The organism is Lactobacillus gigeriorum DSM 23908 = CRBIP 24.85 (assembly GCF_000296855.1).
Lineage (GTDB): Bacteria > Bacillota > Bacilli > Lactobacillales > Lactobacillaceae > Lactobacillus > Lactobacillus gigeriorum.
On record NZ_CAKC01000028.1, the window covers coordinates 15,760 to 28,242 of the forward strand.

General features: G+C 40.7%; 12 protein-coding genes and 1 tRNA gene. 7 read left to right on the top strand and 6 right to left on the bottom strand.

Annotated elements, in window-relative coordinates; genetic code table 11:
* Positions 1–22 precede the first annotated feature (22 nt).
* From BN52_RS02290 to BN52_RS02305, 4 genes are read right to left on the bottom strand one after another with little or no spacing between them, the layout of a single operon-like run.
* A complete protein-coding gene (locus BN52_RS02290; protein ID WP_008472529.1) occupies positions 23–979 on the bottom strand; it encodes a Gfo/Idh/MocA family protein in 957 nt (318 codons plus the stop codon).
* A 19-nt stretch (positions 980–998) separates the two neighbouring features.
* Positions 999–1,790: a DUF6612 family protein gene (locus BN52_RS02295; RefSeq protein WP_008472530.1), complete on the bottom strand. Its 792-nt coding sequence runs from the start codon at positions 1,788–1,790 to the stop codon at positions 999–1,001.
* Between the two features lie 10 nt (positions 1,791–1,800).
* Complete coding sequence (locus tag BN52_RS02300; RefSeq protein ID WP_008472531.1) at positions 1,801–2,544, bottom strand: hypothetical protein; 744 nt, start codon at positions 2,542–2,544, stop codon at positions 1,801–1,803.
* A gap of 11 nt (positions 2,545–2,555) precedes the next feature.
* Positions 2,556–2,978 carry a PAS domain-containing protein gene (locus BN52_RS02305; protein ID WP_008472532.1) on the bottom strand — a complete coding sequence of 141 codons (423 nt, stop codon included), beginning with the start codon at positions 2,976–2,978 and terminating at the stop codon, positions 2,556–2,558.
* A gap of 149 nt (positions 2,979–3,127) precedes the next feature.
* On the opposite strand from BN52_RS02305, the gene BN52_RS02310 reads away from it, so the two are divergent.
* On the top strand, positions 3,128–3,820 hold the full coding sequence (locus BN52_RS02310; RefSeq protein WP_008472533.1) for a 2,3-diphosphoglycerate-dependent phosphoglycerate mutase: 693 nt from the start codon (positions 3,128–3,130) through the stop codon (positions 3,818–3,820).
* 60 nt (positions 3,821–3,880) lie between these two features.
* On the opposite strand, the gene BN52_RS10055 is transcribed toward BN52_RS02310, so the two are convergent.
* Both BN52_RS10055 and BN52_RS10355 read right to left on the bottom strand, forming a co-directional pair.
* Positions 3,881–4,210 (bottom strand): hypothetical protein, encoded by a 330-nt coding sequence (locus BN52_RS10055; protein WP_008472535.1) that lies wholly within the window; start codon positions 4,208–4,210, stop codon positions 3,881–3,883.
* Between the two features lie 6 nt (positions 4,211–4,216).
* A complete protein-coding gene (locus tag BN52_RS10355; protein WP_008472536.1) occupies positions 4,217–4,894 on the bottom strand; it encodes an SLAP domain-containing protein in 678 nt (225 codons plus the stop codon).
* 224 nt (positions 4,895–5,118) lie between these two features.
* Here BN52_RS10355 and BN52_RS02320 point away from each other — a divergent pair, with 224 nt between their 5' ends.
* The 6 genes from BN52_RS02320 to BN52_RS02345 all read left to right on the top strand — a co-directional run bounded on the left by BN52_RS02320 (position 5,119) and on the right by BN52_RS02345 (position 12,084).
* Positions 5,119–5,403 carry a type II toxin-antitoxin system HicB family antitoxin gene (locus tag BN52_RS02320; protein WP_008472538.1) on the top strand — a complete coding sequence of 95 codons (285 nt, stop codon included), beginning with the start codon at positions 5,119–5,121 and terminating at the stop codon, positions 5,401–5,403.
* A gap of 277 nt (positions 5,404–5,680) precedes the next feature.
* Positions 5,681–6,784 (top strand): LCP family protein, encoded by a 1,104-nt coding sequence (locus tag BN52_RS02325; protein ID WP_008472539.1) that lies wholly within the window; start codon positions 5,681–5,683, stop codon positions 6,782–6,784.
* On the top strand, positions 6,784–7,401 hold the full coding sequence (locus tag BN52_RS02330) for a glycerol-3-phosphate acyltransferase (RefSeq protein ID WP_008472540.1): 618 nt from the start codon (positions 6,784–6,786) through the stop codon (positions 7,399–7,401). Before BN52_RS02325 ends, BN52_RS02330 begins: the two co-directional genes overlap by 1 nt.
* A gap of 39 nt (positions 7,402–7,440) precedes the next feature.
* Positions 7,441–10,416, top strand: a complete 2,976-nt coding sequence (locus BN52_RS02335) for an LTA synthase family protein (protein ID WP_040473322.1) — start codon at positions 7,441–7,443, stop codon at positions 10,414–10,416.
* A 260-nt stretch (positions 10,417–10,676) separates the two neighbouring features.
* Positions 10,677–11,939 carry a tyrosine--tRNA ligase gene (gene tyrS / locus BN52_RS02340; protein ID WP_008472542.1) on the top strand — a complete coding sequence of 421 codons (1,263 nt, stop codon included), beginning with the start codon at positions 10,677–10,679 and terminating at the stop codon, positions 11,937–11,939.
* A gap of 72 nt (positions 11,940–12,011) precedes the next feature.
* A tRNA-Thr gene (locus BN52_RS02345) sits at positions 12,012–12,084 on the top strand.
* Positions 12,085–12,483 lie beyond the last annotated feature (399 nt).

Sequence of the window (12,483 nt, forward strand, 5' to 3'; positions counted from 1 at the left end):
ATAAATTGGAGATGGCTTTTTTCTATGCCTTAGCAGCAACCAGAACTTCCAGCACATGCAAGGTATGGTTAAACCACTTATCAGCTAACGCCTGATCGTGCGTATCCATTACCTTAACGAAGTCAACAAACTCGCTAATCATGCGATGGTTGTATTGGTTAAAGTTATATTCCTGACTAGCTCCCGCCTTAAGTTCCAAGGTGTAGTTAGTCAAAGTTCCCGTAGAACCATCAAAGTAGATGGTTCCTTTTTCGCCTTCAATAAAGGAACGAGGATTGGTAAAGGAATCCTTGCTGGCAATCAATACCGCTTGCTTATCAAGATAGCTCATTTGCAAAATTCCAGAAGTATCGACGCCTTTTTGCATATTAGCTTCGTAATTAACCTTGCTTGGCTTACCAAACAAACCTACAGCTAAGTGAATATTATAGATGTTAAGATCCATCAAGGCACCGCCACCACGAGCAGGATCAAAGACGGGTGCAATTTCGCCTTCCAAAAAGCTATCATAGCGACTTGAATATTGTGTGTAATTCAAACTGACAATGTGAATTGGTGCAATTCCAGCGATGGCTTCCTTAATATGCTTGTAGTTTTCCAAGTGCACATTGGTGATGGCTTCGACGATCAACCGGTGGTGGTCATCAGCTACTTGCTTCAATTCCAACGCTTCTTCAACCGTAGCAACAAACGGCTTTTCGCAGATCACGTTTTTATCGTGCATCAAAGCTGCCTTAGCCACTTCAAAATGAAGTGAGTTAGGAACTGCGACATAAACCGTATCTACGTCAGGGTCACTAAACAATTCTTCGTTATCAGTGTAAGTCTTTTGAATGCCGTAATTGCGCGCTAAGCTCTTGCCGACGGCTTCGCTGCGCTTAGTGGTAGAAATGGCGACTAATTCTAAATTGGGGACTTGATCCGCAACTGATAAAAAGTCGTGGACGATCATCCCACTTCCAACAATTCCTAATTTCATCGTCTTACTTCCTCATTCTCTAATTCTTTTTGGTGCTCTTGGTGGTAGGCAATGGCTTAGCAGCTAAAACGTTGGTTGGAACTTTCAAGAAGTCGTGACTACCAAAGTTGCCGAAGCTTTGCCCCCACCGAACTTTCATCAACTTACCGAATTTGGCGTTGACGAAGAAATTGGCACCTACCAATTTTCGATTTCTTATAGACAATTCTACCGTTAAAGCTGAATTTTTGCTATATTTTTGAATTCTCGACAAGACATCTGCCTGGTTGGTAGATTGGGGCAGACTGCTTGCAATACTATCAATAAAGGCCTTTATCATTTTAGCATCAGTAGTTTTTCCTGTTAGCGTGTATAGGGTTTTCTTCTTGCTGAATTTGTAATTGATTTGACTTGGATCAGTTAAGATTGGATTGTTGTAAATGGCAGCTACGACGTCAGCGTATGTATGACTGGTCATTTTTTCCAGATCAGCTTTATACCACGTTGATGAACCGTTCATGTACAAATGGTTGCTGTTAACCCAAATTTCAGAATGACGGGTTTTGCCTTCGCTAGAAATTTGGTTATTGATATGGAAAGTTGCCCGTTCGCCACCAAAAATGGTGTTGGCAATTACTACCTGCGACGAAGTATCGCTACTAAGCTTTAGCGATTGAATGACCTGACCGCTCTTAAAGCTTTTGCCTGCAATCTTGATGGCTTCAGCCTTCGTTAACGGAGCCGGCGCTTTTTTGCTGGCTTGATTTTTACAGCCTCCCAGTATCAAGAGTGGCAAGAGCAACAATAAATACCAAAATTTACGAATTTTCATTTTTGCTTTCTCACTTTCCTAAATCAATTGCAGCCTTTTGGATTTTGCTAGGAATCTTTAAAGCTGGTAGCTTGTTGATTTGATCGACACTGAATTGCAAATGCTTTTTGCTACCACTTTCGCGATAAGCGGCATCGATCATAATTGCCTGCAATTGATATTTTTTATCTGTGGCAATTTTAACCTTCATCTCTGCGGGTTTGACCTCATTAAGATCAAGACCAATGATCGAAGTAATGACGTTGTTGCCGGAGATGTCATGCCAAATTTTACCACTAGTACCTTGGTAGGTTAATTGATAGCCATTTGTCTGCGTAACCTTGAAGAGCTTAGCATGGTCAGTAAAAGAGAGCAGGGCAGCTTTGGCTGCATCGTCAGTCAATTGTGCATAGGATGAAGACTTGCTCAACTTAGTCTTGAACCATTGATTGGTAGCCGTACCCTGCATCTTCACATAGCTGGCTTTATGATTCAGCCAAATTTGGTAGTGATTGCTATTGGTAGTGAAGTTGGCATAAAGTACTAATGGTTGGTGATTGTATTTGGCTTCGGTTTTTTGTAAAACCTTGCCTTCGGCGTTGGTTTGTCTCCAAGTGGCACGCATGGTTTTAAAGTTGCTTTTGACTGCTTCAGTTAAAACCGTTTGTACACTTGGAAGGGGCGACTTGCTTTCGTTGGTCTTGGGTTTAGCACAAGCAGTTACAGCTAGCGTCAACAATAAGATGATGGAATAAGCTAAACTCTTTCGTTTCATAAAGTACCTTTCTATTTTTTGAAGATGTTTTTTAAGTTGCGCCAGAAGCTACCTTTAATTTGCAGCTGGGCAACTGGCTGAGTTACTTCAACGCAGCCGAGATAATTGCCTTCAGGATCATGCAAGCTATAGAAAGCAATATTCATTGGTTGGCCGTTTTTCTTAATCATAATCGAAATGCTTTGACGCTTGTTGTCGTGCATCTGCTGCAAGACAGCTTTGACATGGCTTTGACTGTGGCCGGGATGCACTTCGAACACGCTTTTGCCGACATCATCAGGGGTGCGCTTGAACACGCGGTGCTCGTTCATCGATGACCAGACCACGCGATCGTTGGCATCGAGCACGTCGAATTCCTGAGGGATGGTTTTAAAAATCGCATTTAATTCTGCTAGGCTAAGATGACCGCCAAGCAATTGAATATCTTGTTCCATAAAGTTCACTCGCTTCTATTAAATTATATTTACACTAGTACCATTTTATCACTAATCTGAATCGCTTTTTTTCGTGATTTCCTATGAAATTTTGCAATAAACGTGTAAAATAAAACACGGATATATTGATTTTTCAAAGGAGATTTTTCATGTCAAAATTAGTATTGATCCGTCACGGACAAAGCGAATGGAATCTTTCTAACCAATTTACTGGTTGGGTTGATGTTAACCTTTCAGAAAAAGGTGTTGAAGAAGCTAAGAAGGCTGGTCGTTTAATTAAGGAACACGGTCTTCAATTTGACCAAGCTTATACTTCAGTTTTAACTCGTGCCATTAAGACTTTGCACTTTGCATTGGAAGAAAGTGGCCAACTCTGGATCCCAGAAACTAAGACTTGGAGACTTAACGAACGTCATTACGGTGCTCTTCAAGGTTTGAACAAGAAGGCTACTGCTGAAAAGTACGGTGACGAACAAGTTCACATTTGGCGTCGTTCATACGATGTTTTACCACCAGTTATCGAAGACGATTCAGAATACAGCCAAGCACACGATCGTCGTTACGCTAACCTTGATCCACACATCGTACCAAAGGCTGAAAACTTAAAGGTTACTCTTGACCGTGTAATGCCATTCTGGGAAGATCACATTGCTCCTGACTTACTTAGCGGTAAGAACGTAATTATTGCTGCTCACGGTAACTCACTTCGTGCTTTAACTAAGTACATTGAAAATATTTCTGATGAAGATATCATGGACTTGGAAATGAAGACTGGTGAACCAGTTGTTTACACTTTCGATGAACAATTAAACGTTGTTAACAAGGAAAAGTTGGACGACTAATTTCATCCCAAATAAAAGACTCTGTCGACTAAATGTCGGTCAGAGCCTTTTTATTTACAACTATTTAATTGGACGAGCGTAGGTAATTTTACCAGCCATCAAGTATTCACCAAGAGAGTCGCCTAAGTGAGAACGGTGAACGGGACCAGTACCGTCGTCGCCACCTTCTTGAATGATTTGCGTATCCCAGCCATTGTATGGACCATCGATAATCGCGGTATGGCCGTTATTGCCAAGGCCGTTGCCGACGTTAGCAATTACAATATCGCCAGCTTTAGCTTCGCTAGGCTTGATTTGACGCAAGTAGCGGTAGTTCTTACGCGCATCGATTTCCATTGACTTAGTGTAGAATGGCCAGCTGCCAGCTTTGTAGTAACCGGCTTTGCGCATTACTAGTCAAACAAAACTGGAGCAGTCAGTGTAGCCCTTTTTATTAGGTTTAGCAATTGAACCATATTGGGTTCTGAGTGAACCGCTGCCGTAATGGAAGTAGCCTAGCAGTTTGATGGCGTTTTTAATCATTTTGTTCTTAGAACTAGTATTGTCGATCCAGGTTTCGGACAAGTTATAGCGGGAGCCAGCTGAAGCCCAACTGTCGTAGTTACCAGTGCTAGTTTCATCATTGTCTGTTTCGTCGTCATCCCAAAACTCATCAGAGTCATCTTGGACGTTAGCTGTTGGTGTTGGCACTTCTGATTTTTGTTGAACGTACTTGGCTTTAACGAATTCGTTCGGGCCAATTTGGTAGAATTCTTGGCCATTGATCGTCCGTTTGCCTTGAACGTTAACGAAAGTTCCGTAAGCTAATTTGAACTGCATCGCTTTAACGGTTTGTCCCGTGCGCTTGATTTTAGCAGTAACTTTGTGCGCTGATTTTTTGCCCTGAATGTTATAGACGTAGGTATCATCTTCGATGACATTATAATCGGTTACGTCGTTGGCCACAGTTAACGGCATCATGTCGTTGAGGTCATCATAGAAATCAGCTTTGACGGTTTTGCCTCCCACAAATAGCGTCAACAAAAACAACAAACCTAGGCTGCTTTTAATGATTAAACGGCGAGCATGCTTCATTAGTCATCATCCTTCCAAAGTTATTGTAATTATAATGTGTGCGTTTACATCAAAACATTATAACAGGAATTGGCAATAGACTGTATCAGCGATGCTTATAAAAAATTACCTTATAAAAAGTTAAAACTATCAAAAATTCTTCGATTTTCTTGCATTATTCACCCCAAAAATCTGATTTTGTTTTATTATTATTTATAAAACTAACAAGAATGGAAGGAATGAATATGAGTCATAGAATAGTTACTTACTCGGCTATTTTTAAAAAGCTCGAAGACGATTTTTACGTTATCAGTTTTCCTGATCTCAAGGGAGCAATTACGGAGGGAAGAGGCTTAAAAGATGCGATGAAGATGGCAGCTACGACTTTAGCTAGTCGTCTTTACAGTAGAAGAGAACTTCCTGAGCCAACTAATATTAAAGATATCAAAGTTGAAAAAGATTGCGTGGTCGTCAATGTATCCGCCGATTTGACGGAAGCTTCACAGGATCGCATCGATTATCAAATATAGCAAGAAGGCACTTCCCACAATGAGAAGTGCCTCTTTTTATCAACTTGCCCCAAAAAATAATTTTGTTTTTAATTTTATGGAACGTGTCTATTATAATATAGATTAACTATTTTTGCATTAGCAATTCTGAACGATTCTGCCGACGTGACGTTATTTTTGGTAAAATAACTATAATGAAGTTAATGATTTTAATAAGATCTGACGGTACTTCTACCATAAGAAGTATTTTTTGCTATAATACATACATTGTTAATTAACAACATATTAGGTGTTTGAGATGAAAAATAATGAAAAACATCCCGCACAACGACGGGTTGATGTGCATGCCAAAGAATATAAGAAGAGTCATTGGCTAGCTTGGATCATCAGCATAATTGCGGTGGTAGCAATTGCGGCTGCTTCTTACTCTGCTTATATTTATTTCAAAACTAAAAATGCAGTTGATCAAACCTATGATCCAAAGACGAGCGTTAAGATCAAGAAGGGTGAATTCGACGGAAAGAAGAAGTTTGCCGTCTTACTCTTAGGAACTGATACTGGAGCCTTAGATCGAACAGAAAAGATGGGTAATACGGATACGATAATTTTAGCAATCGTCAATCCAGCGAAGAAACGCTATACTTTGATGTCGATTCCACGCGACACGATGGCGCAAATGATTGGAACGAGTTCGTTTGAAGTACAGAAGATCAATGCGGCCTATTCCATCGGTGGCGCCCAAATGGCCATGGATACCGTTTCGACCATGCTCAATGTTCCGGTGAAGTACTATGCCTTAGTCAACATGGGTGGAATCATGAAGATGATTCGCTATGTTGGCGGTTTGAACATTCGACCGTTGCTCAGCTTTGAATATGGTGGCTATATTTTTAAAAAGGGTAAATTGACCCATATGGGTGGCGGTGGAGCCTTGGCTTATTCGCGGATGCGCTATGACGATCCCGAAGGCGATTATGGTCGTCAAAAGCGTCAAAGGCAGGTAATTACGGCCTTGATTAAAAAGGCGATGTCGGCTAATACCTTGACCAACCTTGATTCAGTGCTATCGTCAATTTCCAAAAACGTGCGGACGAACTTGCCGTTTAGCGCTCTGCAAGAGATTGTCTTGAACTATCGTTCAAGTGCAGAAAAGGTTAAAAGCGATTATCTTCATGGCTATAGTGCGTATATTGATGATGCGGCTTACCAGATTCAATCAACTAAGGAATTGCAGCGCGTTTCCGATTATGTCCGCACGGAATTAGGACTGACGCCTGAAACTTTGGATAACAACGAAACCTTCCAAAATAAGAAGAACGTTGAAAATGGCTTTGATTTCGACAGTGGCGAAACGCAGAATTACCACATCTATGATTACAATACCGGAACGGGGGACAATTGATGGCACGACTGTTAGCATTAGCCATCGGCTATGTTTGCGGAAACTTTTTAGCAGCCATGGTAGTCGGAAAAATTTTATTGCAACGCGATCCCACCAAGTATGGTTCGGGTAATCCGGGAACGGCCAATATGGGAGCAGTTTTTGGTAAAAAGTACGGCATCTTGACGGCTAGTGGCGATCTGCTCAAAACTGCCGTGGCTTTGCTTGTGGTGGCGCTATGGTTGCCGGCTAAAGTTGATCTGGCTTATGCAGGTTTAGGCTTGATTTTAGGACATTGCTTTCCCGTCTGGAATCATTTTCGCGGTGGCAAAGGCGTAGCGGTAGCTGCCCTTGTCAGCGTGGCTTATAATTGGCAAGCGGGTTTTAGTACTTTGCTAGTAGCCTTGGTGTTAACGGCTGCAATGCAAAACTTAACAATTCCACCTCTTGTGTTTATGCTGTTATTTAGTTGCTATGTAACAACTCAAGCGCAAGAAGCAGGGATAGTTTTCTTAATTATGACTTTGGTGATGGCTTGGCAATTCCGCAAGGATATTGTCGATTTCTTTGCGGGCCGAGGCAAAAAGGTCGATATCTTGTATACCATCAAGAAAAAGTTGGGAATCAAGGTTAATTGAGAAAAAAGCAAATTTAGTAAGGACTAGAGATATAGAAAGATGAATGAGAGAAAAAAGAAATCTTTGACTTCATGGCAGATTATCTGTCTGTTGATTGCAACTTTCTTTATGCTGGTTCAAGTCTTTTCATTTGGTAGCTCACTAGGAAGATTTCCTTTAGGGAGCGTGTTGAGATTTGTTCCGGCAACGGCCGAAAGTGCCACGATGATTTTAATCATGATGGTCTTTGGGGCGGTTTATAGTAAACAAAAGGTTAGCATCGCTGAACCGTTTCGGTTTTGGCTGTTAGCAATCGTCACGTTGATTTTGTACTACGTCGTGTTCTTCTTTAGATTACCAGGACACTTTAACATGTGGCGACTTTGGGGCGTATTCTTCCCATTGTTGACGAGTACTTCAGTGACGCTAGCTGGATTAGTTTTTTCCATGCTGGCACAGCCTTATATCTATGACTTGCAACACAAGATTAGCTTCAAGCAAAACTTATTGTTGTTGAGTTTGCTGACGATTGTCGGTTTTGCTACTAGTGCTGGTACGATGCTCTTCAACTATTCGATTTTTGGCGTTTATTTGATCCTTTATTTTGCATGGGGGATGTTTTTAGCCAATATCAATATTAGTAGCAAAGTCTTTAAAGGTGCCTTTTTAACCGGAATTTTCTCCTTCTTGGTAGTTTTGATCGGGGTACCTGGATTTAACGGGGTTTACTGGTATCAATTATTGTCAGGAAGAAGCTTGAGTTTATGGAACCGTGGCTTTTTGAGTAACCAGACTTCGCCATTTATGGCCTTGATGGTAATTTCGGCCTTCATTATCTTTAGAAAAGTAATCCTTTCCTTTAGTGCTAAAGAAATGCGCTACTTCATTCCTGTGATTATTATCATGGAAGCGCCAATTTCTAAGAGCTTTATGGGATCCTTCCGCTTTACTAATAGTGCCGGCTTGAATAAATTTTTGATCGTTATGATCATGATGCTGGTTTGCGTTTTGCTTGGTGGCGTTTATCGCAAGTATCTATTTAAGTGGAAACCAGTTAGAAACACGATTCAAGCGTTGAATGCCAGCAAGAATTTGGCAGAAGTGGTTGAACTTACTTGGGAAAAGAGCGTGGCCTGGTGCCTCGAAAATCGCGTCAAATTGCTTACCTGGGCATGGTTCTACATTTTGAGCTTTGGCTCGTTCTTGATTGAATCTGATAACTTGCGGATTCAAATTAGTACTGCAACTGATATCAACGCTGTAATTTTCTTGCTTGGAACTAAATTCTTTGCGATTGTGTTGACCACGATCTTCTTAGATGCAATGTTCTCGATCTTTTACTTCATCACTACGCGTTACTGGACTTCAACGGTATTAGTAACCGTAATTGCAATTGGTTGGGCAATTGCCAACAAAGTTAAGTTGAACTTGCGTGGGGAACCAATTTATCCAAGTGAATTGAGTGAAGCCGCCAACATCAAGACTTTGATCCCAATGGTTGGCCAAAAGCTGTTGATTATCGTTTTGGTAGCCTTGCTGGTAATCATAGCGTTGGCGGTCTTCTTGGAAATCAAGTTCCCAGTTAAAAAGAAGGGCTCATGGAAGCGAAGAGGAATTTGGGCCTTGGTCAGCTTGCTCTTGTTCTTGACGCCACTCCGCTTTAACCATGATGGTGGCGTAATTTACCACATCAACCGTGGTTTTGACAACAAGCAATCCTTCAGAAACCCAGAGCGAGATATCCAGGTTAATGGACCAGTTTTGAACTTCTTCAACTATATCGACTTACAGATCATGAATGAGCCAAAGGGCTATTCTAAGAAGTCGATGCAGGAATTGGCTAGTCGCTATGCTAAAATTGCAGCACAAATTAATAAGACGAGAAAGAATAATTTGAAGGATCAAACGATCGTCTTTAACTTGAGTGAAAGTTTTGTCGATCCTCATACCTTCCCAACGATTAAGCTTGATCGATCTGTGCCAAATCCAGTGAAGTATATTGAATCATTGAAGAATAAAGCAACCTACGGTACGATGCTTAGTGCTGGTTACGGTGGTGGTACGGCTAACATGGAATGGGAAAGTTTAACTGGTCTCAATATGGGACTCTTTAGATCAACCTTGACGCCATACGTTCAAGTAGTTCCTCGTTACAAGTACTATCCAACTATCGGTATGAACTTTGACTACAAGTCAGCGGTTCACCCATTCATTGGTACTTACTACTCGAGAATCGAAGATTACAAGCGGTTCAAGTTTAACAAGTTTGTTTATGATGGTTCTAAATACAAGATTATCGATCAAAAGAAATTAGGCAAGAGTACGTATAATTCTGACTTTACGGCTTACACCAACGGCTTGAGGCAGATTAACGAACGTCAAGGCGGTCAATTTATTAACTTGATCACCATTCAAAACCACATGCCTTACAATGATTGGTATCCAAAGAACGAATACATGGGCAAGTTTACTGGTGAACTCTTCACTAACGGTGCCGTAAAGCAACAAATGGCAACCTATATCAAGGGTGTTCAATACACCGATAAAGCTGTAAAACAATTTATTACGGAAATCAACAAGATCAAGAAGCCGATCACGATTGTCTTCTACGGCGACCACTACCCAAGCATCTTGTCACAAAGCTATACTGCTAAGTATCCAGTAGAAATGCACTCAACGCGTTACTTCATTTACTCAAACAAATATGCGCGCGAACATGGTTCAAAGGCTAAGTTGACTTCTAGAACTAACTTCGTCAACACTAGTGACTTTATTGCCATGATGTTGGAACAGACCAACTCAAAGGTTACGCCATACCAAGCCTTGTTGACCAAAGTTCACAAGGAATTGCCAGCCTTAACGATTAACTTCGAAGGCGACAAAGGTTTTGAATTGATCAATCAAAAGGGTCACCAAGTTGATCCAAAGACTTTGACCAAGAAACAACAAGACTTGCTTGAAGACTACGAGATGGTGCAATATGATATGACTACTGGGGATGCATACGGCTTAGCCACTGCTGGTTTTTATAAATAAAATTTAGTGGTTGACTATTGGATAAAAACTCAGTAAGATCATAGATAACTAGAAAGTAGGCAAACAGCTCGGAGTTCAGAGAACTAGCGGTTAGTGCGAGCTAGGCAGGCTGATTTGGCGAAATACGAATAGGGTAGTTCCTATAGCAACTATTTAATGAGGTGCATAATGCACAAACGTGGGTGGTACCACGGCTAATAATGAAATTTAGTCGTCCCTTGAGCTTAGGCTCGAGGGGCGTTTTTTGTTGGAGGTTTTTTATGGCAAAATTCGACATCTTAGAAGACTTAAAATGGCGCGGTGCGATCAATCAAGAAACTGACGAAGAAGGTTTGCGCAAGTACTTAGCTGAACATGATGACTTGGCTTTGTACTGTGGAACTGACCCAACTGGGGATTCGTTACACATCGGTCACTTGATTCCCTTCATGATTTTGAAGAGATTCCAGATGGCAGGCTACCATCCAGTTATTTTGATTGGTGGGGGAACTGGTGCAATTGGTGACCCATCTGGTCGTAAGACTGAACGTACTTTGCAAACTGCAGAACAAGTTAAGCACAATGAAGAAGCTTTAACTAACCAGATGAAGCGCTTGTTTGGTACTGAAAACTTTGAAATCAGAAATAACGCTGAATGGCTTGGCAATATGAACCTATTGGATTTCTTGCGTGACTATGGTAAGTTCTTCCAAGTTAACAACATGATCAACAAAGATGTAGTTGCCAGCCGTCTTGAAAACGGAATTTCCTTTACGGAATTCTCTTACCAAATTTTGCAAGCTATCGACTTCTACCACTTGAACAAGGAAAATGGCGTGCAAATGCAAATCGGTGGTAGCGATCAATGGGGCAACATTACTGCTGGTATCGATTTAATCCACAAGTTAGAAGGCTCAGATCGTCCTGCATTTGGTTTAACTATTCCATTGATGCTTAAAGCTGATGGTACGAAGTTTGGTAAATCTGCTGGTGGCGCTGTTTGGCTTGATGCAGAAAAGACCAGTCCTTACGAATTCTACCAATTCTGGATTAACCAAGATGACCGCGACGTTGTTAAATACTTGAAGTACTTCACCTTCCTTGACCGTGATGAAATCGAGGCCTTGGCTGAACAAACTGAAAAGGAACCTTGGAAGCGCGCTGCCCAAAAGCGGTTAGCTGAAGAAGTAACTAAGTTCGTTCATGGCGAAGCTGGTTTGAAAGAAGCACAAATGATTACTGAAGCTTTGTTCTCAGGCGAAATCAAGGAACTTTCAGTCAAGCAAATTGAAGGTGCTTTGAAGTCAGCTCCAAGTGCTGAAATTGCTAACGAAGCTAAGAATATCGTTGACTTCTTAGTAGAAACTAAGATTGAATCATCAAAACGTCAAGCCCGTGAAGATGTGGCTAATGGTGCGATCTATGTTAACGGTGAACGTCAAGATGATCTTGATTTCGTAGTTGATCCAGCAGCTGCCTTTGATGGCAAATACGTAATTATCCGTAAGGGTAAGAGAAAGTACACTTTGGTACACGTTAAATAAATTAGATATTTCTTTAAGATGAATTGTCATGTGAAAGATGATGATTCATCTTTTTTTGTGTATAATATAAGCGCTGCTTTAGCTCAGGAGGTAGAGCACCGCCGTGGTAAGGAGGAGGTCCCCAGTTCAAATCTGGGAAGCAGCTTTTATAGAAAATTTTATTAGTAATAAATCGTTATTAAACCAGGTTTCTTATCACTTTTTGAATAAATCAAATTAGATGCTATTTTTAGATTTGACACAGATTTTGACACAGAAAATTAACTGTGTGTCAGAAAAATTTATTTGATCACTCGAAAATGTTGATATACTAGTGTTTATAAATGTTTAATGCTTGTGCATCGTATTATTGAAATTAATTTTGCAAAACAATATTGAGATGAAATTTAATACAATCATTAAGAGAGGACATAGCAGAAACTCCAAGTAAACTTAATTGAATTAGTCGAAGAAGGATTTTAAGTTAAGAGAGGCTATGGCCCCTTTCTTTATGCAATAAAAAAATCCTGTCGATAGGATATCATAGATATTTATCAATAGGAAA